At 66.8% G+C, this 22,770-nt stretch carries 16 protein-coding genes; 4 read left to right on the top strand and 12 right to left on the bottom strand.

Features of this window, described 5'->3' with window-relative positions:
• Positions 1 to 7: 7 nt before the first annotated feature.
• Genes cydB through CEX87_RS08435 form a run of 4 tightly spaced genes read left to right on the top strand, consistent with a single transcriptional unit; the run spans position 8 to position 4,659 of the window.
• Positions 8 to 1,048 carry a cytochrome d ubiquinol oxidase subunit II gene (gene cydB / locus CEX87_RS08450; protein WP_068192419.1) on the top strand — a complete coding sequence of 347 codons (1,041 nt, stop codon included), beginning with the start codon at positions 8 to 10 and terminating at the stop codon, positions 1,046 to 1,048.
• Positions 1,049 to 1,071: 23 nt separating this feature from the next.
• On the top strand, positions 1,072 to 2,622 hold the full coding sequence (gene cydD, locus CEX87_RS08445) for a thiol reductant ABC exporter subunit CydD (protein ID WP_197505910.1): 1,551 nt from the start codon (positions 1,072 to 1,074) through the stop codon (positions 2,620 to 2,622).
• Positions 2,615 to 4,105, top strand: a complete 1,491-nt coding sequence (locus tag CEX87_RS08440; RefSeq protein ID WP_068192426.1) for an ATP-binding cassette domain-containing protein — start codon at positions 2,615 to 2,617, stop codon at positions 4,103 to 4,105. The genes cydD and CEX87_RS08440 overlap by 8 nt, the downstream gene beginning before the upstream one ends.
• Positions 4,102 to 4,659, top strand: a complete 558-nt coding sequence (locus CEX87_RS08435) for a DUF4190 domain-containing protein (RefSeq protein WP_064395580.1) — start codon at positions 4,102 to 4,104, stop codon at positions 4,657 to 4,659. The genes CEX87_RS08440 and CEX87_RS08435 overlap by 4 nt, the downstream gene beginning before the upstream one ends.
• Here CEX87_RS08435 and CEX87_RS08430 read toward each other — a convergent pair whose 3' ends face one another.
• The 12 genes from CEX87_RS08430 to trpC all read right to left on the bottom strand — a co-directional run bounded on the left by CEX87_RS08430 (position 4,660) and on the right by trpC (position 22,725).
• Positions 4,660 to 5,520, bottom strand: coding sequence for an acyl-CoA thioesterase II (locus tag CEX87_RS08430; protein ID WP_094286691.1), 861 nt, complete (start codon positions 5,518 to 5,520; stop codon positions 4,660 to 4,662).
• Positions 5,517 to 6,935 carry a pyruvate kinase gene (pyk, locus tag CEX87_RS08425; RefSeq protein ID WP_064395578.1) on the bottom strand — a complete coding sequence of 473 codons (1,419 nt, stop codon included), beginning with the start codon at positions 6,933 to 6,935 and terminating at the stop codon, positions 5,517 to 5,519. The genes CEX87_RS08430 and pyk overlap by 4 nt, the downstream gene beginning before the upstream one ends.
• A gap of 26 nt (positions 6,936 to 6,961) precedes the next feature.
• Positions 6,962 to 8,470, bottom strand: a complete 1,509-nt coding sequence (locus CEX87_RS08420) for a glutamate synthase subunit beta (RefSeq protein WP_094286689.1) — start codon at positions 8,468 to 8,470, stop codon at positions 6,962 to 6,964.
• Positions 8,463 to 13,004 (bottom strand): glutamate synthase large subunit, encoded by a 4,542-nt coding sequence (gltB, locus tag CEX87_RS08415; protein ID WP_094286687.1) that lies wholly within the window; start codon positions 13,002 to 13,004, stop codon positions 8,463 to 8,465. The genes CEX87_RS08420 and gltB overlap by 8 nt, the downstream gene beginning before the upstream one ends.
• Before the next feature lie 84 nt (positions 13,005 to 13,088).
• Positions 13,089 to 13,499, bottom strand: coding sequence for a DUF2752 domain-containing protein (locus CEX87_RS08410; protein ID WP_064395575.1), 411 nt, complete (start codon positions 13,497 to 13,499; stop codon positions 13,089 to 13,091).
• Positions 13,489 to 13,902, bottom strand: coding sequence for an NINE protein (locus tag CEX87_RS08405; protein ID WP_064395648.1), 414 nt, complete (start codon positions 13,900 to 13,902; stop codon positions 13,489 to 13,491). The genes CEX87_RS08410 and CEX87_RS08405 overlap by 11 nt, the downstream gene beginning before the upstream one ends.
• Positions 13,903 to 14,098: 196 nt before the next feature.
• Positions 14,099 to 15,523, bottom strand: coding sequence for an HNH endonuclease signature motif containing protein (locus CEX87_RS08400; RefSeq protein WP_094286685.1), 1,425 nt, complete (start codon positions 15,521 to 15,523; stop codon positions 14,099 to 14,101).
• 12 nt (positions 15,524 to 15,535) lie between these two features.
• Positions 15,536 to 16,759, bottom strand: a complete 1,224-nt coding sequence (locus tag CEX87_RS08395; protein ID WP_120301812.1) for an ISL3 family transposase — start codon at positions 16,757 to 16,759, stop codon at positions 15,536 to 15,538.
• Between the two features lie 235 nt (positions 16,760 to 16,994).
• On the bottom strand, positions 16,995 to 19,862 hold the full coding sequence (lgt, locus tag CEX87_RS08390) for a prolipoprotein diacylglyceryl transferase (RefSeq protein ID WP_094286683.1): 2,868 nt from the start codon (positions 19,860 to 19,862) through the stop codon (positions 16,995 to 16,997).
• Entirely contained in the window at positions 19,859 to 20,647 is a 789-nt protein-coding gene (gene trpA / locus CEX87_RS08385; protein ID WP_064428507.1) for a tryptophan synthase subunit alpha, read from the bottom strand. Before trpA ends, lgt begins: the two co-directional genes overlap by 4 nt.
• Positions 20,644 to 21,903: a tryptophan synthase subunit beta gene (gene trpB, locus CEX87_RS08380; RefSeq protein ID WP_064395571.1), complete on the bottom strand. Its 1,260-nt coding sequence runs from the start codon at positions 21,901 to 21,903 to the stop codon at positions 20,644 to 20,646. The genes trpA and trpB overlap by 4 nt, the downstream gene beginning before the upstream one ends.
• 3 nt (positions 21,904 to 21,906) lie before the next feature.
• A complete protein-coding gene (gene trpC, locus CEX87_RS08375) occupies positions 21,907 to 22,725 on the bottom strand; it encodes an indole-3-glycerol phosphate synthase TrpC (RefSeq protein WP_064395570.1) in 819 nt (272 codons plus the stop codon).
• Positions 22,726 to 22,770: the final 45 nt, after the last annotated feature.

The following is a 22,770-nucleotide window of genomic DNA, read 5'->3' as shown; positions in this document are numbered from 1 at the left end:
GGTGGCAATGGCGCTTGGCGAACTGTGGTTCGTGGTGATGGGCGGTCTGTTCCTCGGTTTCTTCGTCCTGGAGGGCTTCGATTTCGGCGTCGGCATGCTGATGGGCATGTTCGGCCGCAAGGGCGACGATGACCCCGAACGGTCACGTCGCGCGGTGCTCAACACCATCGGACCCGTCTGGGACGGCAACGAGGTCTGGCTGATCACCGCCGGCGGCGCAATGTTCGCCGCCTTCCCCGACTGGTACGCGACGATGTTCTCAGGTCTGTACCTACCGCTGCTGGCGATCCTGCTGTCGATGATCCTGCGCGTCGTGGCGATCGAATGGCGCGGCAAGATCGACGATCCCGGCTGGCGGCGGTGGGCCGACATCGGGATCGCCGTCGGATCGTGGGTGCCCGCCGTGCTGTGGGGTGTCGCGTTCGCGGCACTGGTGCGCGGGCTTCCCGTCGACGCCGACAAGCAGCTGCGCACCTCGATCGGCGACCTCGTGAACGGCTACACGCTGCTTGGCGGCCTGACCACCGCCGGACTGTTCCTGTTCCACGGCGCGGTGTTCGTGGCGTTGAAAACCGATGGCGCCGTGCGCGAGAACGCACTGCGATTCGCCGGCCGGCTGGCACTGCCGGTGACGGTGGTACTGGCGTCGTTCGGGCTGTGGACGCAGCTGGAGTACGGCAAGGCCTGGACATGGCTCGTGCTTGTCCTCGCAGGTATGGCACAGCTGGCGGCGACCCTTCGGGTGTGGCGCGGTACCGAAGAAGGCTGGGCTTTCGCGTACACCACTCTGACTGTCGCAGCGGTTGTGGTCTTGCTGTTCGGCGTGCTCTACCCGAACCTGATGCCGTCGACGATCGATCCCGCCTACAGCCTGACGATCGACAACGCGGCCTCCAGCCCGTACACGTTGACGATCATGAGCTGGGCGGCGCTGATCTTCGCACCGCTTGTCCTGGTGTATCAGGGATGGACGTATTGGGTTTTCCGGCAACGTATCTCGGCCGAGCGGATTCCCGATCCCGCGGGTTTGACGCGGCGGCGGACATGAACCTGTGGCGGACCTCGCCTGCGATGCGTCGCTACCTGGTCGCATCGGTGCTGTGCGGGGTGCTCATCACCGGCGCGACCATTGGTGCGGCCGTCGTGCTCGCCGATGTCGTCGCAGGCGTGATCACCGACCCCACCACGCGCCACCTCCGCCACTGGGCCGGCCCCCTCGCACTTCTGGTGGCGCTGTGGGTGATCCGCACCGTCGCACACTGGCTGCAGAGCAGGCTGGCGTCGACGGGCGCGACGCAGGTGATCGCCGATCTGTCCGCTCAGGTGCTCCGCGCGGTCACCGCGCTGCCACCGCGACTTCTCGCCGCCGAACGCGACACCGCGGCCGCATTGATCACTCGCGGCCTCGACGGTCTACGACCGTTCCTCACGGCGTACCTGCCGGCGGTGTTCCTCGCTGGGATCCTCACCCCGGCCACGGTGCTGGTGATCGCCGTGGTCGACTGGCGCTCGGCACTCATCGTCCTGATTGCGCTGCCGCTCATTCCGATATTCATGGTGTTGATCGGGCTGCTGACCAAGGAACGCTCGGTGGCCGCATTGTCGGCGATGAGCACCCTGCAGTCGCGGATGCTCGACCTGGTGGCGGGCATACCGACGTTGCGGGCGTTGGGGCGACTCGAAGGCTCTGTCGGGCGCATCACCGAACTGGCTGCAGCGCATCGCCGTTCGACGATGTCCACCCTGCGGATGGCGTTTCTGTCGGCGTTGGTCCTCGAACTGCTGGCCACTTTGGGCGTCGCGCTCATCGCCGTCGGCATCGGGTTGCGGCTGGTGTTCGGCGAGATGACACTGACCGCGGGCCTCACCGCGCTGCTGCTGGCACCGGAGGTGTTCTGGCCGCTTCGCCGCGTCGGGGTGGAGTTTCACGCCGCCCAGGACGGCAAGACGGCGGCCGACGCCGCACTCCGGCTCCTCGACAAGCTGCCGCGCCGACCGGCGGGAACCCGCACCGTCTCGGCGGCCGGGGCCACCATCCACCTCGGAGCCCTCGACGAGGATGTGGAGCCGGGCCGGGTGACGGTGCTGACCGGTCCCAACGGTGTCGGTAAGTCGACGCTGCTTCACACGATCCTCGGCCTGCATCCTGGCGAGGTTTCGATCAGCGGTATCGATGTCGGCGACCTCGACCTGCCGTCATGGTGGCACCAGGTCTCCTGGTTACCGCATCGTCCGGTGCTGGTACCGGGCAGCGTCCGCGACAACCTCGAGCTGTTCGGGCCCATCGCGAGACTCGAAGAAGCCTGCCGCTCAGCGGGTTTCGACGAAGTTCTCGCAACGCTCCCCCAGGACCTGGAGACCGTGCTCGGTCGCGATGGTGCGGGCCTGTCACTCGGTCAGCGCCAGCGGCTGGGGCTGGCCCGGGCGCTGGGCTCGACCGCGCCGGTGCTGTTGCTCGACGAGCCGACGTCGCATCTCGATGCGGCGATGGAGGCCCGTGCGCTCGACGCGATCGTCGCGCGGGCCCGCGCCGGCGCCACGGTGCTGGTCGTCGGTCACCGGGATGCGGTGCGCGCGATCGGCGACCGGGTGCTCGTCATGAGGGAGTTCGTCGATGCGTGAACTGTTGAGGGCTCGGCTGGGGCGACTGTCGCTCGCGGTGGTGCTCGGTGTCCTGTCGCTGGGCAGCGCGCTGGCGCTGGCCGCGATTTCGGCCTGGTTGATCACGAGGGCGTGGCAGATGCCGCCGGTGCTGCACCTGACGGTCGCCGTCGTCGCGGTGCGCGCGCTCGGCATCTCCCGCGGTGTGCTGGGGTACTGCCAGCGGCTGGCGTCGCACGACACCGCGCTGCGCTGTGCGGCGGACACCCGCGAGGCCCTGTACCGCCGCCTGGCCGAAGCGCCTGCCGACACCGCGATGCGAATGCCCAGCGGTGAACTGGTGGCCCGGATCGGCGCGTCGGTCGACGACCTCGCCGACGTCGTGGTGCGGGCGGTGCTGCCGATCGCGGTGGCCGCCGTACTCGGGCTGGCCGCCGTCGTCGGTATCGGCCTCATCTCCCTCGAGGCGGCCGTCCTCCTGGCGCTGTGTCTCCTGATCGCGGGCGTCGTCGCACCCGCGATGGCCGCCCGCGCCGCCGAGGCGACGGAAGATGCGGCCACGCAACATCATTCGGGACGTGATGTGGCGGTGATGCACGCCCTCGACCATGCTCCGGAGCTTCGGGTCTGCGGACGCCTCGAGGCGGTCCTCGCCGAAGCCGAGCGTCGCCACCGTGACTGGGGACGAGCCACGGACATGGCGGCGGCACCCGCCGCGGTGGCGGCCGCGGCCTCGACCGCGGCGATCGGCGCCAGCGTATTCGGCGCCGTGATCGCCGCGATCGCGATCGCCGACTCGGTCGCACCGACGACGCTCGCGATCCTGATGCTGTTACCGCTGTCGGCGTTCGAGGCGAGCGCCGCATTGCCCGCCGCCGCCGTGCAGTTGACCAGATCGCGTATCGCGGCGCGCCGCCTCGCCGAGATCACCGAACCGATCGACTCGGCGCGCGAGCGGCCGACCGTTCCCGAGGTCTCGGTGGGGCCCGGCGACCGCCTCGCGATCGTGGGCCCGAGCGGATCGGGCAAGACCACGCTGTTGCTGTCCATGGCCGAGCGCGACCCGGCCGCAGTCTTTCTCGCCGAAGACGCCCACCTGTTCGCCACCACAGTGCGGGACAACATGTTGGTGGCGCGCGGTGATGCCAACGACGACGAGATTCGAGCCGCGTTGCAGCGGGTGGGTCTGCGCGACTGGCTCGACGCGTTGCCGGACGGGCTGTCCACGGTGCTGATCGGCGGGGCGGCCGCCGTATCCGCCGGGCAGCGTCGGCGGCTGTTGTTGGCGCGCGCTCTTCTCACCACGGCCCCGACGGTGTTGCTCGACGAACCCACCGAGCATCTCGACGCCGCCGCCGCCCACCGGATTCTGGTCGACCTGCTGACTCCGGGTGCGCTGTTTGCTGCCGACCGCGCGGTCGTCGTGGCCACACATCATCTACCCGAGCACCTCGAGTGTCCTACCGTCATCCTCGCTGGTCGCGGAGTAACCTCCTCGGCATGAGCGAGCCGGAAAACCCCGAGACGCCACCGCAAACGCCGCCCCAAACACCACCGCCGCCGTCGCAGTCGCCGCCACCGCCGCCGCCGTCGCAGCCACCTCCGTCACAGCCGCAGTACGGCGCCTATCCGGGCGGTTATCCCCCGCCTCCGCCGCAGGGTTACGGCTATCCACCACCGGCGAGCGCCCCCAAGAACGGCATCGGCATCGCGGCCCTGGTTGTCGCGATCATCGCGCTGCTGTCGGTCTTCGGCGGGATCGTCCTCGGCGTCGTCGCCGTGATTCTCGGCTTCATCGGCTGGGGCCGGGCCAAGCGCGGTGAAGCCACCAACGGCGGTATCGCCATCGCCGGCATCGTGCTCGGGTTCTTGAGCATCATCGAAGCCATCGTCGTCATCTGGCTGGCCGTCTGGGGTTTCAACGAGGTGGGCGGCAGCGACTACATCGACTGCATATCGCGCGCGGGCAACGACCAGGATGCGGTGCAGCAGTGTGCCGAGGAGTTCCAACACCGGGTTGAGGACCAGTTCGACGTGACGATCACGCCGACGCCGTAGTCAGCGGGGCGGGAAATACTTGACGATCCCCTCCTGCACCACGGTGGCGACCGGCTGACCGGACCGATCGAAGAAGTGGCCGGTTCCCAGGCCTCGGGAATCGGCGGCCACGGGTGAGGCCGTCGAGTACAGCAACCATTGGTCGAAATGCACGGGCCGGTGAAACCACACCGAGTGGTTGGTGGTGACCGCGAAGATCCGGTCGTAACCCCATGACAAGCCGTGCGTGGTGATGATCGAGTCCAGCACGGTGGTGTCCGACGAGTAGACGAGCGCGGCGGCGTGCAGCACCGGATCGTCGGGCATCTGGCCGAGAGCCCTCATCCACACCCGGTTGTGCGCCAGCTTCTCGCCCTTGTCGCGCATCACCCAACTCGGATCGTTGGTGTAGCGCCAGTCGATGGGCCGCAACGCGTTGACGAAATGCGGGACGACCTCCTCGTAGCCGCGCAGCAGGTCGTCCACCGGCGGCACCGACTCCGGGTCGGGCAGGTCAGGAGGCGTGATCGCGTGCTCCAGGCTGCGACCGCCGGCAAGGAAGGACACCATCGCCGTCGTCAGTAGTTGGCCGTCCTGCATGACGTCGACGCGGCGGTTGGCGAAGCGGCGCTCGTCACGGAGCCGCACGACGTGGAACTCGAGATCCTTCTCCGGGTCCCCGCCCGCGATGAAGTGGGCCGACAACGCGCTGGGCGGCGTCGGCTGCTTCAAGCTGCGGCCGGCCGCCACGAACGACTGGGCCATCATCTGCCCGCCGAAGGTCCGCACTGGGTTCTTGCTGGGATGCGAGCCGATGTAGATGTCGTCGGCGATCTGGCGGAGGTTGAGTACCTCGAGCAGTTCGTCGAAATCCGCTGTCACACGTCATCCTCGCCGATTCTGTGCACATGGATCAGGTTGGTGGAGCCTACTGTGCCGGGTGGGATGCCGGCGATGACGACCACCAGGTCCCCTCGCTTGTAGCGACCGAGTTCGAGCAGCGACTTGTCGACCTGGCGGATCATTCCATCGGTGGTCTGGATGTGCGGCACGATGAACGTCTCGGTGCCCCAACTCAGCGCGAGCTGGCTGCGCACCTCCGGCAGCGACGTGAATGCCAGCAGCGGCAACGGCGTGTGCAGCCGTGCGAGCCTGCGCACCGTGTCACCCGACTGCGTGTAGGCGACCAGCGCCTTCGCGTCGAGGCGCTCGCCGATATCGCGAGCGGCATACGAGATGACGCCGCGCTTTGTCCGGGGCACGTGCGTAAGCGGCGGTGCGGCCACGGAGTTCTCCTCGACCGCCTTGATGATGCGCGCCATCGTCTTGACCGTTTCGAGCGGGTACTTACCCACGGAGGTCTCACCGGAAAGCATCACCGCGTCGGTGCCGTCGAGGATCGCGTTCGCGACATCGGACGCCTCGGCTCGGGTGGGCCGCGAGTTCTCGATCATCGACTCCAGCATCTGAGTCGCGACGATGACGGGTTTCGCGTTCTCCCTTGCCATTTGGATTGCGCGCTTCTGCACCAGCGGCACTTCCTCGAGCGGCAACTCCACGCCGAGGTCACCGCGGGCGACCATGATCGCGTCGAATGCCAGTACCACGGCCTCGAGATTGTCGATGGCTTCTGGCTTCTCGAGCTTGGCGATGACGGGCACTCGGCGACCGACCCGGTCCATCACCTCGTGCACGAGTTCGATGTCGGCAGGCGAACGGACGAATGACAGCGCGACGAAGTCGACGCCGAGGCGCAGGGCGAACTCGAGGTCGTCGATGTCCTTTTCCGACAGCGCCGGCGCCGAGACGTTCATCCCGGGTAGCGACATGCCCTTGTTGTTGCTGACCGGACCGCCCTCGGTGACGGTGCAGACGAGGTCGTTGCCCTCGATGCTCTCGACGACGAGGCCGACGTTGCCGTCGTCGACCAGGACCCGGTCACCCGGTGTGGCGTCCTCCGCCAGGCGCTTGTAGGTGGTCGACACGCGGTCGGACGTTCCCTCGACGTCGTCGACGGTGATGCGCACCGTCTCGCCGGCGGCCCAGAAGGTGGGGCCGTCCTTGAATCGGCCGAGCCGGATCTTGGGGCCCTGCAGGTCGGCGAGAATGCCGACCGCGCGGCCGGTGGCGTCGGATGCGGATCGGACCCGCTTGTAGTTGGCTTCGTGGTCGGGATAGTCGCCGTGGCTGAAGTTGAGCCGCGCGACGTCCATTCCCGCTGTGACCAGGGCACGGACGGCGTCATCGGTCGCGGTGGCCGGACCGAGGGTGCAGACGATCTTTCCGCGTCTATTCACGACACTCGAGCATAGTCGTTATCGATTCAGACGACGGCCAGCGGAAGAGCGCCTGGGATCACCGGGGCAGGCAGATCCGACTCCCCCATCAGGAACATGTCGACCGCGTGCGCAGCGCTGCGGCCCTCGGCGATCGCCCAGACGATCAGCGACGCGCCGCGGTGGGCGTCGCCGCAGACGAACACGCCGGGTGCGTCGGTCTGCCAGTCCGATCCGCACGGCAGCGCGCCGCGCCGGTTCGGTGTCAGGCCCAGTTCGTCGAGGAGCGGCATGTGTTCGACGCCGTCGAAACCGATCGCCAACAACGCCAGCTCGCAGGGGATTTCCATCGGTTCGCCGACCGGGGTGATGACGCGACGGCCGTCTGGGTCACGCTCGACCTTGACCTCGGCGATCTCCAGTGCGCGGAGGTTCCCGCTGTCGTCGCCGACGAATCGCTGGACGGCGACCTCGTAGCGCCGGTGGCCACCCTCGGCGTGGGCCGGTGAGAGCCGGGTCCGCAATACGAGCGGCCAGGTAGGCCATGGTGTGCGCGAGTCGTCGCGGGTTTCGGGCGGTTCGGGGTTGTAGTCGAGCTGGGTCACCGACAGCGCGCCCTGCCGATGCGCGGTGCCGAGGCAGTCGGCGCCGGTGTCACCGCCTCCGATGATCACGACGTGCTTGCCGTTGGCGCTGATCGTGCTGGGCCCGTCGCCCTCGCATTCTTTGTTCGCGGGCACGAGGTGCTCCATCGCCAGGTGGACACCTTTGAGATCGCGCCCCTCGACCACGTAGTCACGCGCACGCAGTGCACCGACGGCGAGCACGACGGCGTCGTACTGCGCGCGGAGCTGCTCGACGGAGACGTCCACGCCGACCTCGGTCTCGGTGACGAATCGCGTTCCCTCCGCCCGCATCTGAGCCAGTCGCTGATCCAGCGTCGCCTTTTGGAGCTTGTATTCGGGGATGCCGTAGCGCATCAGCCCACCGATGCGGTCATCCCGTTCGTAGACCGTCACCTCGTGGCCGGCACGGGTGAGCTGTTGTGCCGCAGCCAGTCCCGCCGGACCGGAGCCGACGATCGCGACGCGCTTACCGGAGGCGATCGCGGCCGGTTGCGGTTGCACCGCGCCCGAGTGCCATGCGCGGTCGGCGATGGTCTGCTCGATGCGCTTGATCGTGACGCTGCCGCCGGTCTGCTCCTCAGAGATCGACAGCACGCACGCCGCCTCGCACGGTGCCGGGCACAACCGGCCGGTGAACTCAGGGAAGTTGTTGGTGGCGTGCAGGCGGTCACTGGCCGCGTCCCATCTGCCGCGGCGCACAAGATCGTTCCACTCCGGGATCAGGTTGCCCAGTGGACATCCCGCGGTTCCGGAGTGGCAGAACGGAATTCCGCAGTCCATGCACCGTCGGGCCTGCTGGGACACCTCGGCGGCGCGCCGGTTCGGGTCCTGCTGCTCGTAGACCTCGCGCCAGTCCCCAACGCGTTCATCGACAGGGCGTTTGGCCGCCTCGACCTTCGGAATCTTGAGAAATCCGGTGGGATCAGCCACGGCTGGCCTCCATGATCGCGGTGTCGACGTCGCGCCCCTCGCGTTTGGCGGTGAGAGTGGCCTGCAGGACGCGCTGGTAGTCGCGGGGCATGATTTTGGTGAACTGGCTACTGCGCCTTGGCCAGTCCGACAGCAGCGAGGCCGCCAGGCTGCTGCCCGTGTACTGGGCGTGCCGGGAGATCACCTCCCGCAGCCAGGCGAGATCTTCCGGGTCGAGGCACTGCAGCTCCACCATCTCCGTGTTGACCCGCCTCGGGTCCAGGCCGAGGACGAAGGCGATACCACCGGACATGCCCGCGGCCATGTTCCGGCCGGTCTTGCCGAGCACCACGACCCGGCCGCCGGTCATGTACTCGCACGCGTGGTCGCCGACGCCTTCGACGACCGTCAGCGCACCCGAGTTTCGGGCCGCGAAGCGTTCGCCGGCGCGGCCGCGCAAGTACACCTCTCCCGACGTCGCGCCGAACAGCAGCGTGTTGCCCGCGATCACGTTGTCCTCGGCCAGGAAGAGCACGTCCTCGGGCGGCCGCACCACGATCCGGCCGCCGGACAGGCCTTTTCCGACGTAGTCGTTGGCGTCGCCGACGAGTTCCAGGGTGATGCCGGGCGGCAGGAACGCACCGAGCGACTGGCCCGCCGAGCCGGTCAGGGTGATGTGGATGGTGCCGTCGGGCAGGCCCTGCGCGCCGTAGCGCCGGGTCACCTCGGAGCCCAGCAGCGTGCCGACGGTGCGGTTGACGTTGCGGATGGGCAGTTCGAGCCGGACGGTATGGGCGTCCTCGAGCGCGCCCTCGGCGAGCTGGATCAGCGTCTGGTCGAGCGCCTGGTCCAGTGCGTGGTATTGGTCGCGGACCTTGCGGCGAGGCGCGGGTTGGCCCGTATGCCCGTCGGCGGGCACGGCGAAGATCGGTGACAGGTCCAGGCCCTGGGTCTTCCAATACTGGACGCCCTTGTCGGTGTCGAGCAGCTCCGCCTGTCCGATGGCCTCGTCGAGGGTCCGGAAACCCAGCTCCGCCAGATACTTACGGATATCTTCGGCGATGAAGCGGAAGAAGTTCTCGACGAACTCGGGCTTGCCGGTGAACCGGGCGCGCAGTTCGGGATTCTGTGTGGCGACGCCGACCGGGCAGGTGTCGAGGTGGCAGACCCGCATCATGATGCAACCCGACACGATGAGCGGGGCGGTGGCGAAGCCGTACTCCTCGGCGCCGAGCAGCGCGGCGACGATGACATCGCGCGCAGTGCGCATTCCCCCGTCGCACTGAACGGTGATCCGGTCGCGTAACCCGTTGAGCATCAACGTCTGCTGAGTCTCGGCGAGCCCGATCTCCCACGGCACGCCGGCGTGCTTGAGGCTCGTCAGGGGCGCGGCTCCGGTGCCGCCGTCGTAACCCGAGATCAGCACGACGTCGGCGTGGGCCTTGGACACGCCTGCGGCGACGGTACCGACGCCGACGCTGCTGACGAGCTTGACGTGGATACGCGCCTGGTCGTTGGCGTTTTTGAGGTCGTGGATCAGCTGCGCGAGATCCTCGATGGAGTAGATGTCGTGATGCGGCGGCGGCGAGATGAGGCCGACCCCTGGGGTGGAATGTCGCGTCTTGGCGATGTTGGGATAGACCTTGAAGCCCGGGAGTTGACCCCCTTCACCGGGTTTCGCCCCTTGGGCCATCTTGATCTGGATGTCCGTCGCGTTTACCAGATAGTCGCTGGTGACGCCGAAGCGGCCGGAGGCGACCTGCTTGACGGCGCTGCGACGCTGGGGGTCGTAGAGACGATCGGTGTCCTCGCCGCCCTCACCGGAGTTCGAACGGCCGCCGAGGTTGTTCATCGCGATCGCCATCGTCTCGTGGGCCTCGGCCGAGATGGACCCGTAACTCATGGCGCCGGTGTTGAACCGCTTGACGATCTCCTCGACGGGTTCCACCTCGTCGAGCGGCACCGGCGGCCTGACCCTCTTGAACTCGAAAAGGCCCCGCAGTGTACCGCCTTCGCGGCTGAGGCGGTTCACCTCGTCGGAATACTGCTGGAAGATGTCGTGGCGCCCGGTGCGCGTCGAATGCTGCAGCAGGAAAACGACTTCGGGGGTGAACAGGTGCAGTTCGCCTTCTCGGCGGAACGCGTAGTCGCCGCCGACCTCGAGGCGTCGGTGGACACGCTCGGTCGGGTTCTCCGGGTAGGCCCGGCGGTGGCGTTGTTTGACTTCTTCGGCGATCACGTCGAGGCCGACACCGCCGAGCTGGCTTGGGGTGCCGGTGAAGTACTCGTCGATGACGTCTTTGTCGATGCCGACCGCCTCGAAGGCCTGCGCGGCCGTGTAGGAGGCGACGGTCGAGATGCCCATCTTGCTCATCACCTTCATGACACCTTTGCCGAGGGCCTTGCAGTAGTTGCGTACTGCGGCGGCGGGTTCGATGCCGGTCAGTTCCCCTTCGCGGACGAGGTCTTCGATCGACTCGAAGGCAAGGTACGGGTTGACCGCTGCGGCGCCGAAGCCGATGAGTATCGCGATGTGGTGCACCTCGCGGGCGTCACCGCTCTCGACCACCAGCGCGACGGTGGTGCGCTCCTTGGTACGCACGAGGTGGTGGTGCACGGCCGAGACGGCCAGCAGCGACGGAATCGGCGCGCGGGTGTGGTCGGAGTCCCGATCGGAGATAACAAGCGTCCGTGCACCTTTGGCGATCGCCTCGCAGGCCTTCGCGCGGAGGTCCTCGAGAGCGTCGGCAAGCCCTTCCCCGCCGCGCTCGACGTCGTAGAGGGCCTTCAGCACGGTGGTGCGCAGGCCGGGGTGTTCACCGTCGTCGTTGATGTGCACGATCTTGTTGAGCTCGTCGTTGTCGAGAACCGGCCAGCGCAGCACGATCTGGCGACATGAGGCGGCGGACGGTTCGAGCAGGTTCTGCTCGGGACCCATGATGCGGGCCATTGATGTGACGATCTCTTCGCGGATGGCGTCCAGCGGCGGGTTGGTGACCTGTGCGAAGAGTTCGACGAAATAGTCGTAGAGCAGTCGGGATCGTTGTGAGAGCACTGCGGTTGGAGTGTCGGTGCCCATGGAGCCGAGCGGCTCCGCCCCGGAGGCGGCCATGGGTGTGAGCAGGACGCGCAGGTCCTCTTCCGTGTAGCCGAAGGCGATCTGGCGCTTGACGACGTTGTCGTGGTTGGGCTGAACGCGGGTGCGGTCGGGCAGGGTGGCGATGTCGAGAAGGCCGGCGTGCAACCACTCGCCGTAAGACTCCTGCGCCGACAGGTCCGCCTTGATCTCGTCGTCGGTGACGATGCGCCCAGCGGCGGTGTCGATCAGGAACATCTTGCCCGGTTGCAGGCGACCCTTGGCGACGATCTGCGCTGACGGCACGTCGAGCACGCCGCTCTCGCTGGCGAGGATGACGCGGTCATCGATCGTGCGCCACCACCGGCCGGGGCGTAATCCGTTGCGGTCCAGCACCGCACCGACGAGTGTGCCGTCGGTGAAGGTGACACAGGCGGGACCGTCCCAGGGCTCCATCAAGGATGCGTGGAACTGCCAGAAGGCGCGTTCGGCGTCGTCCATGGTGGTGCTGTTCTCCCAGGCCTCCGGGATCATCATCAGCACGGCGTGGTGCAGGTTGCGGCCACCGAGGTGTAGCAGTTCGAGCACTTCGTCGAAGGAAGCCGAGTCGGAAGCCTCCGGCGTGCAGATCGGGAACAGGCGGGACAGATCGCCGGGGATGTTGGCGCTGGCGAGCATCGCTTCCCGTGCGCGCATGCGGTTGCGGTTGCCGCGGACGGTGTTGATCTCACCGTTGTGGGCGACGTAGCGGAAGGGGTGAGCCAAGGGCCACGACGGGAACGTGTTCGTCGAGAACCGGCTGTGCACGATCGCGATGGCACTGCGGCAACGCTCGTCGTGCAGATCCGAGAAATATTGTGGCAGCTGCTTTGTGGTGAGCATACCCTTGTACGCCATGGTGCGGCTGGACAGCGACGGGAAGTAAACGCCTTCGCGCTCGGCCCGTTTGCGGAGCGGATAGACGCGTCGGTCGAGTTCGACGCCGCCGACCTCGGTGGTCGAGGCGACGAACAGTTGCTCCATGTGCGGCATGCAACCTAGCGCGGTGGCGCCGAGGTTCGCACCGAGGGGGTCAATCGGCAAGAGGCGCCAGCCGAGCACCTTCAGCCCTTCGTCGTCGGCGATGGCTTCGACGCTTTCGCGGGCGGCGGCGCGGGCCGCGGGTTCTTGTGGCATGAAACAGATGCCTGCGGCGAAGGTGTTGCTCCCGTCGAGCGCGGGGGCCGGAAGGTCGAAGTCGACGACCTCGCGCAGCAGCTCGACGGGCAGTTGGATCAGGATGCCCGCACCGTCACCGCTGTTGGACTCGGCGCCGGCGGCGCCGCGGTGGTCGAGATGCTCTAGGGCGGTCAGCCCGTCGGCGACGATGGAGTGCGAGCGTCGGCCCTGGATGTCGACGACCATGGCGACACCGCAGGAATCCGCTTCATTGGCCGGGTCGTAGAGACCTTGAGGTTCGGGAAATGCCGAAAAGAGCATCGAGGGGGCACCTTCGCAGTCCGGAAGTATTCATGTCCGGGACTGCACCGGCCCGCAGCCAATTGTAACAGCGCGGCTATGAGCTCACCCGTCGAGAACCGTGGGGACCAGCGGGAATCCGGAAAGATTGCGTACCACTGTCCAGGTCAGGGCTGAGACGACAATCACGACGATCATCGGGGTGTTCATCAACGGTTTGCTCTGACGCCATCGGACCAGCAGCCACGTCAGCAAAAGGGGAAGGCCAACGAGCAGATAGAGGTTGTCCACCACGGCCGCAGCGAGATCGCCGTGCAGCAGATCGTGCGTCATGCGCAGACCACCACAGGCGGGACAGTCCAGACCGGTGAGTGTCTTGAACGGGCAGGCCGGAAAGATGAAACCCGGGCGATGCGGATCGGCGATGCCGATGTAGGCCAGGGCGCCGGTCAGGACGGCGCCTGCACCGAGTGCGCCGTACAGCCGCTTGCGGCTCGTGCCGACGCTAGGTGCCATCGCGCAGCGGGCGCCCCTGAGGATCGCGGACTTTGTCGGTGAGCAGCATGATGGCGTCGATGATGCCCCAGATAATGGCGCCGATACCGCATGTGATCAGGCCGACGACCAACTGCGCTACACCCAGCCCGGTGTAGCCGAGGTAGATGCGGCCGATGCCGACCAGGCCGAAGAGGCCAAGCAGCTGAAGCAGACCCGCGATGAGTTTGGACTTGTCGGAATAGGGTTCGCCCGTAATAGGGTGACGGCCGTAGGGCGCCAATGGATCGCCGTATGCCGCTGGGTAACCCCCCGGCGGCGGCCCGTACTCGCTGCCTGGCGGGGGCGGATATTGCGGCTGGTAATTCGGCTCTTGCGGGGGCGTGCTGCCATGCTCACTACCACCGAACTGCGGCTCCGTCATGGCACCCAGCATGCCAGACAGGGGTGGTGCCAGTCAGCAAGAATTCCGTGCGCACTGGCCTCACGGCATTGCCCCGACGTTTGCGGACGCTCGACGAAGCCCGCGGTCGTAGCTGACAAGGGTCAAGAGATTGTCGCTCAATCTGATTCGCTGGAGCGACCGCGTAAGGACTTCGCGGGTGCCGATGCCGCGCGTGTCAGAACGGTGGCGGTTGGTAGTTGGCGGCCAGCCAGGCTTGCCGCTGCCGTTCTTCTTCGGCAATCAGCTCGGCGCGCTGGCGACGTTCGGCTTTTATGCGATCGCGACGGTCGTCTTCGCGTGCCTGTTTGCGTCGGGGCATCATCAAGGTTCGAACGGCCGTGTCGGGCGCGGCATCGGCGGGAATCTCAAGCTCGCCCGTCGACTGCCCGAGCGCCGGAAACATGCTTGCGCCATGGGGTTCGCTGCGCCACACGTGTCCCGTGGGCCCGATCAATTCGATTGTGCCGTCGGGGAGTTGTCGATCGGTCCAGCCACCTGGCCCACAGAAGAACGTCTTGATCAGATGGTGAGTTCGGCAGTAGTGCTTGGTGTTCGACGGATGCGTCGGACCCTGGGGCCAAGGAGTGGTGTGGTCGACGTCGGACTGGTGCACCGGTTTGTCGCAGCCCGGCCATCGGCAGGTCAGATCTCGCCACTGCAGGAAGTCGCGCAGCGCCACGTTGGGCCGGTACCCGCTATCGGCATTGGTGGGCACGGTCAACGGCTTCAATTGCGCGGTCTTGGCCGTCTTACGAATCGACTCGGCGGGCAGCACCCCGAAGCCCTTCAGGTAACCGGGCTTGTCACTGCCTCCCTCGAGGGTGGCCTGCTCGGCAAGCAAGTGGATGATGGCCGTCGTTGCGGCCGCGCGTTCTGTGGCTGCGGGGCAGTCGTCGAGCCCACATTCACAGGGCAGTGTGGATTCCCCGCGAGCCAGCGGTCCACATGCATCGGCGCGGCGCTGCTGCTGGGTTCGGGGATCGTTTTCGCACACCGTGGCGGCCAGGGCATTCAGTCGGTTGTCCAGTGCCGCACCATCGGTCGCCCGCAGATTGCCCCCGATCCAAGCCATCCCCGGACATCCCGGCTCGACGTTGATGTGGCGATTGTCCTCGGCTCGGCGCGGGACCCGCACTGCTTCCGGATCGAAGCGTGCTACGAACATATCCACGCGGTCAATCAGTTTGGGACCAGACAGTTTCATCCACTTCTCGGCCCTGGCAGCCAACGCCTCATCGAGTGCGGGCATGATGTCGGGCTCGACGTTCTCGGTGCGAGACATGATGGTGGCCACCACCCGGTAATCGATCCACCCGCGTCGAAACACTTCTGCTACCCGGGGAAGCCGTTCGCGCAACGTGTTCACCGCATGTACTTGGCTGAGCGCGCGGGCATGACTGATGTTCTGAACCGGCGATATCTCTGCCGCTACGACGACAGCGACATCGGTTAAGAACATCTTGGCTTCGATATGTTCGGTTACGCGCCGCGCGTAGAGTTCGGCGACGAGTGCCAGTCGGCGGCCCATCGCCGCAGCCTCCTCGCGAGCCTCCTCACCCATAAGGGTGATTAGATCGCCGCTGGAAGCGTCCTCGAACATGAGTGCGGCTCCTCACGTTCTCGTGGGTAGCTGAGGGTGTAATCCGCCGAGGCAGAGGTAGATCATTGAGCTCAGTGTTTGGGCGGAGTGGTGGCCGTAGCCGCGAGCGTTGATGAGTCGGATTTTGGCGTTGATGCCTTCGATGAGGGCGTTGGAGATGCCCAGTTCGATCGCGGCGATGACTTCTTCGAAGTAGACCTCGAGCCGCTTAGCCAGATGAACGAAGCCGTTGATGCGGCTGCGTTTGGCAGCAGTGATCCACCGGCGCAAGCGCTGGCGAGCGCCGCCGGGTGGGTGGTTGATGCGGTAGACGTCGCGCAGTTGTTCTTTGAGTGTCCAGGCCCGGCCGATGTGTCGGTTGGTTCGCGCGATCTGGTTGACCAGGGCGCGTTTTTGCTCGGTGAGTTTGTTTTCTCCGGTGCGCAATGCCCAGCGAGTGGCCTTCCAGTCTGGGGTGCTCATCGAAGCCCGGCCGGGTCCGGTGGCTGCTTGGGCATAGACCCGGTCTAGTGCGCGGTTGACCCATTGCATGATGTGGAACGGGTCATAACAGATGGTGGCCTGCGGGGCATGGGTGCGGGTGGCGCCGGTGTAGGCCTTGGAGACGTCCATGCTGACCACCTCGATGGATGAAGTGATCGAATCCGGTTGGGATTGATAGAAATTCGCCAGCGATGCCTCGCTGCGGCCGGGCTGAATGTCGATGACGGTGCCGGTGTCGTGATCACCGACGATGGTCAGATAGCGGTGCGGGTGGCGGTAGCACACTTCGTCAACCCCGATCCGATAGAGGGTGTCGAGCCGGCGGGCGTCGAGCAGTTCAGCCACCCCGCGGTTGATGATCGCGGTCACCGTTTCCCAGGCGCAGCGCATCAGGGTGGCCACTGAAGTGCGGTCGGTGCGTTGAGCCAGCCACAGCACGGTGTCCTCGAAGTCGCGGGTATGCCGGGCACCCGGGCGCGCCCAGGGCAGCACCTCGGTACGGATCCCGCACTCCGGGCAGTCCAGCCTGCGGATCTCATAAACCAGCCATAGCCGACATCGGCCCAGGTCGAGGTGTCGCCAGCGGCGCCGTCGCCGGTCATAGACCGCGGTGGCCAACATCCCGCACGGGCAAGTCAGCAGCCGGGCCCGCGGCCGCAGCGTGACTTCGACGTCGCGGTCGTCAATGACGACATCGGTCACCCACGCCCCGGGGATCTGCAGCAGACGGTTAAATGCAGTACTGACGCGCACGTGGTGCCTCCGGGATCGGTTGGTGTGGTAACCCCGAAACTAGAGCCACACCACGTGCGCGTCCCGCATTTCACTCCCGCAGCACCGACAACCCTGCACCGCAACAAAAATCAGCTCTGATCAGCACGAAAGCGCCCACGAAAACACGTGGAGCGCCACATGAGTTCGACACTACTCGGACCCACCGACAGGACAACACATTCGACGGTCGGGCTGGGAAAACCCTGGGAAAGGTCTAACTTCTCCGGCGGCGGCGCAGCCACTTACGCACTCGTCCGCCGTCCGAGTCCTCGGATTTGCTTGCGAGCTCTTCGGCTGCGGTTTTACCCTCGACGGCGGCCTCGTGCGCCTCAGGAGCGTCTACGAGCGCGTCGCTGGCCTCCTCGCCTTCGACCGCGCCCACACTACTGACGTCATCAGCATTGTTGTCGGGTGATTCTTCGTTTACCGCAACATCTTCCGTCGCTTCCGTGTCGGCCGACTCTTTGGCGTCGGCCTCGCCGGTTGCGTCGGTCTCGTCAGCTTCAGCCTCGGCCGCGTCTGCCAACTCGCCCGAAACAGTCTCGGCCTCGACGGCCGACTCGTGTGCCTCAGGTGCGTCTGCGAGTGCGTCGCCGGCTTCCTCACCTTCGACCGCACCGACGCCACTGGTGTCAGCGGGTTCACCGGCATCAGTCGCAGACTCGGCTTCGGCCTCGTCCGCCCCTTCGTCGGCTTCGTCGGCGTCAGCCCGGTTTGATGCGTCGTCTTCGGTCTCGTCGGCCTCAGCTGCGTCCTCGTCGGCTTCAGCCTCAGCCTCAGCCTCAGCCTCGTCCGCCAGCTCTTCGGCGACTGCCTCACCCTCGACCGCCGACTCGTGCGCCTCGGCGGCGTCTGCGAGCGCGTCGCTTGCCTCCTCGCCCTCAACCGCACCGACACCACCGGCATCGGCGGGTTCACCAGCAACGACGGCTGCGTCGGCGTCAGCCTCGTCGGTCTCGGTCTCGGCTTCGGCCTCGTCCGCCCCTTCGTCGACTTCGTCGGCGTCAGCCCGGTTTGACGCCTGGTCTTCGGTCTCGTCGACCTCAGCTGCGTCCTCGTCAGCTTCAGCCTTAACCTCAGCCTCGTCCGCCAGCTCTTCGGCGACTGCCTCACCCTCGACCGCCGACTCGTGCGCCTCGGCGGCGTCTGCGAGCGTGTCGCTTGCCTCCTCGCCCTCAACCGCACCGACACCATCGGCATCGGCGGGTTCACCAGCAACGACGGCTGCGTCGGCGTCAGCCTCGTCGGTCTCGGTCTCGTCCGTCCCTTCGTCGGCTTCGTCAGCTTCAACCTTGTCAGCCGCTTCAGCCTCGGCCTCGTCCGCCAACTTTTCGGCGACTACCTCACCCTCGACCGCCGACTCGTGGGCCTCCGCGGCGTCGACCAGCGCGTCGCTGGCCTCCTCACCCTCGACCGCGCCCACGCCACCGGCGTCACCGGCTTCACCGGCCTCGGCGAACTCCTCCGCCTCGAGAATCTCCTCCGCCGGCGCCTGGTCCACATCCTCAGCCAACGCCTCGGCCTCAGCGACGGATTCCGCATCGGCGGGCGCATCCGCTACCGCCGCACTGCTTACGTCGGCAGGTCGACTGGGCTCCTCCGCGACGTCCTTCCGCCCGCGCTTCGACCAGAACCGCAGCCTGCGCCGCGTTTTCGCCGGTGGCACCACAGTCGTCTGTGACGCCTCGTCTGCCAGTTCGTCAGCCGCTGCCTGGCCCTCGACCGCGGATTCGTGGACCTCGGCGGCGTCGACCAGCGCGTCGCTGGCCTCCTCACCCTCGACCGCACCGACACCGCCGGTGTCGGTCGCTTCACCGGCCTCGGCGAACTCCTCCGCCTCCAGAATTTCCTCCGCAGGCGTCTCGTCCACTTCTTCAGCGAGAGCTTCGGCTTCTGCGACCGCCTCGATCTCAGTCTCGGGCTCTTCTGCCGATTCCTCGTCGCCCTCTGCTGCGAACTCCTCGGCCTCTTCCACGTCGTCCGCCGGCACACCTGCCACGTCCGCGCCGAGCTCCTCGGCCGACACGTCCTCGGCCGGGATCTCCTCGCCCTCCGGAACATCTGCCGTGAGCGATTCGGCCTTCACCGCTTCCGAGGTTGCTTTCGATGTCTCGTCTTCGTCGGCGGCCGCAGCCTTGGCAGCTGCCACCACCCCTGTTCGCGAGGCCACAGCGGCCAGTTCCTCGGTCAGCTCCTCGACGGTCGTGCGTTCCGGCTGTGGCTCGCCCCGCAGGCTTGCGGGATCTTCGCGGCCCTTCGGCGCGGCCATGATGTAGACGACTGCGCCGATGAACACGAAAGTCGCCGTGAAGGAGTTGATCCGGACGCCCTCGATCAGCGTCGCATCGTCGACCCTCAACAGCTCGATCCAGAAGCGGCCCACGCAATAGCAAGCGACATACAACGCGAACAGGCGGCCGTGCCCGAACTTGAAACGGCGGTCGACGTAGATGAGAACCGCGAAAACCAGCAGATTCCAGAGCAGTTCGTAGAGAAAAGTGGGGTGGACGAGGTGGACCACTTCACCGGTCGACACGCCGTTGAGATTGTCGATCATGCCGGATGAATCCCGGCGCTCGTAGATCTTCAGCGCCCAGGGCAGCGTCGTTTCGGCGCCCCACAGCTCCTGGTTGAAGTAGTTGCCGAGGCGGCCGATCCCTTGCGCCAGGATGACTCCCGGCGCAACCGCATCGGCGAACGCCGGCAGCGGAATGCCTCTGCGCCGGCAGGCGATCCACGCGCCGACGGCGCCGAACGCGACAGCTCCCCAGATTCCGAGACCGCCGTCCCAGATTCGGAATACGCCGGCCAGCCCGGCACCGTTGTCCCCGAAGTAGCGCCACCAGTCGGTCGCCACGTGGTAGAGCCGACCGCCGATCAGCCCGAACGGTACGGCCCACAATGCGATGTCGTAGATGACACCACGCTCCCCGCCGCGTGCTTCCCAGCGCCGGTCACCGATGATCAGCGCCGCCACGATGCCGACGATGATGCAGACCGCATACGCCCGGATCGGCACGGGGCCGAGCTGCCAGACGCCCTGAGCCGGGCTGGGGATGGCGGCCAAGACAGTCGTCGTCACGCAGTAACCCTTCGCCTGACGCCGTCGGCGAGTTCGGCTGTCAGCGTTCCCACCGCCTCGACGCCGTTCTGCAACGCCGACACCAACGCCGATCCCACGATCACTCCGTCGGCGTAGGCGCCGATCTCGGCTGCCTGGGTCCCCGACCGGACCCCGAGGCCCACGCCCACAGGGATATCCGAGACGGCCTTCACTCGGCGAACCAGTTCGGGCGCGGCCGTCGACACTGCGTCACGCGCACCGGTCACTCCCATCGTCGATGCGGCGTAGACGAATCCGCGTGATGCCTGCACCGTCATCGTCAGCCGTTCTGGTGTGGACGACGGCGCCACCAAGAAGATCCGGTCCAAATCGTAGGTCTCCGAGGCCGCGAGCCATTCGTCGGCTTCGTCGGGAATCAGATCGGGGGTGATCATTCCGAGTCCGCCTGCCGACGCGAGATCTCGAGCGAATGCATCGATGCCCCACCGCAGCACGAGGTTCCAGTACGTCATCACCACGGCCCTGCCGCCGGCATTGGTGATCGCCTCGACCGCGGCCAGCGAGTCTCGCACCCGCACTCCCCCGCGCAGCGCTGCCTCGGTAGCGGCCGCGATCGTCGGGCCATCCATACCGGGATCGGAGTACGCGATGCCGACCTCCACGAGGTCGCACCCGTTTTCGACCAGTGCCGTCATCGCCGAGATCGAGCCGGGCACATCGGGAAATCCGGTCGGCAGGTAACCGATCAGCGCGCTGCGCGCCTCATTTCGGCACGTGTCGAACAACGGTGCCAGCCGACTCACGGCGCACCGTCCAGCAAGCCGAACCACTTCGCCGCAGTCTCGACGTCCTTGTCGCCACGTCCGGACAGATTCACCAGCACGATTGTTCCGGGCCCGAGCTCTTGCCCCAACTGCAAAGCACCCGCGAGTCCGTGCGCCGACTCGATCGCAGGAATGATCCCCTCCGTGCGGCACAGCAACGAGAACGCGTCCATTGCCTCGGTGTCGGTGATCGGCCGATACTCTGCGCGGCCGATGTCCTTGAGGAACGCGTGCTCCGGCCCAACCCCTGGATAATCCAAACCCGCTGAAATGGAATGTGATTCGATGGTCTGACCGTCTTCGTCCTGCAGCAGGTACGAGAACGAGCCTTGGAACGCGCCCGGTGACCCCCCGGTGAAAGTCGCTGCGTGCCGTCCGGTTTCGACGCCGTCACCGGCGGCTTCATAACCCACCAGCCGCACGTTGGGGTCGTCGATGAACGCGTGGAAGATCCCGATCGCGTTGGATCCGCCGCCGACACAGGCCGTCACCGCATCGGGCAGCCGGCCTGCCTGAGCCTGGATCTGGGCGCGCGCCTCGAGCCCGATCACCCGCTGAAAGTCGCGCACCATCGTAGGGAACGGATGCGGTCCGGCGGCTGTGCCGAAGCAGTAATAGGTGTTGTCGGCGTTGGTCACCCAGTCGCGGAACGCTTCGTTGATCGCGTCCTTCAGCGTCTTCGAGCCCGCCTCGACCGACACCACCGTCGCACCCAGAAGACGCATCCGCGCGACGTTCAACGCCTGGCGCGCAGTGTCGACGGCACCCATGTAGATGACGCACTCCAGGCCGAGCAGCGCGCACGCCGTCGCCGTCGCCACGCCGTGCTGCCCAGCGCCGGTTTCGGCGATCACCCGGTTCTTGCCCATCTGCCTGGCCAACAGGGCCTGGCCGAGGACGTTGTTGATTTTGTGGGATCCGGTGTGGTTGAGGTCTTCTCGCTTCAGAAAGATCCGCGCACCGCCGGCGTGCTCGGACAACCGTTCGGCTTCGTACAACGGCGAGGGACGTCCGCTGTAGTGCCGCTGCAGCCGATCCAACTCGTCGAGGAAGGTCTGGTCTCCACGCGCCTTCTCGTAAGCCGTGGTGACCTCTTCGATGACGGCCATCAGCGCCTCGGCGACGAATCTTCCGCCGTAGACGCCGAAGTGGCCACGCTCGTCGGGGTCGTGAGCGGTTGGCTCGGCTACGGCCGCGCTGGAACGGGGCAGCTCAGGCCCGGCGAGATCGGCCACTTCTCAACGCGCTGGTTTCGGGCACGACGGATGGGTGCCTGCGGTGACCAGATCGGCGACGGCGCTGCGGGGGTCACCACTGGTGACCAGGCCCTCGCCGACGAGCACAGCGTCAGCGCCCGCACCGGCGTACGCCAGCAGATCAGCGGTGCCGCGGACCCCGGACTCTGCGACGCGGATGACGTCGGTCGGCAATCCCGGAGCGATCCGCGCGAAGCAATCCCGGTCGACCTTCAACGTCTTGAGATCGCGTGCGTTGACGCCGATTACCGCGGCGCCGGCCGACAGCGCGCGGTCGGCCTCCTCCTCGGTGTGCACCTCGACCAGAGCGGTCATGCCCAGCGATTCCGTGCGCTCCAACAACGACTCCAGCACCGGCTGCTCCAACGCCGCGACGATGAGCAACAGCATGTCCGCGCCGTGGGCGCGCGCCTCGTGGATCTGGTAGGGCCGAACGATGAAATCCTTGCGCAGCACCGGAATTGATACCGCGGCGCGCACCGCGTCCAGGTCCTCGAGCGATCCGTTGAAGCGACGCTGTTCGGTGAGCACGCTGATGATGCGCGCACCACCGCTTTCGTAGGCACTCGCGAGTTCGGCCGGATCCCCGATGGGGGCCAGCTCGCCGCGCGAGGGGCTCGCGCGCTTCACCTCGGCGATCACCGCGATCCCCGGGGCGCGCAGCGCGGCCATCACGTCCAGCGGGGGCGGCGCGTCCTTGGCCTTGGCTTTGATGTCGGCGAGCGGGATGAGGGCCTCGCGGGCGGCGACGTCGGCTCGGACTCCCTCGATGATCGAGTCGAGTACCGTCGCCGAACTCATGAGTGCCGCTTCCCTTCCCCCGGAAACACCGAACGATCTTCAACC

Source organism: Mycobacterium lehmannii (genome assembly GCF_002245535.1).
GTDB lineage: Bacteria > Actinomycetota > Actinomycetes > Mycobacteriales > Mycobacteriaceae > Mycobacterium > Mycobacterium lehmannii.
This window is presented reverse-complemented; position numbering and strand designations above follow the sequence as displayed.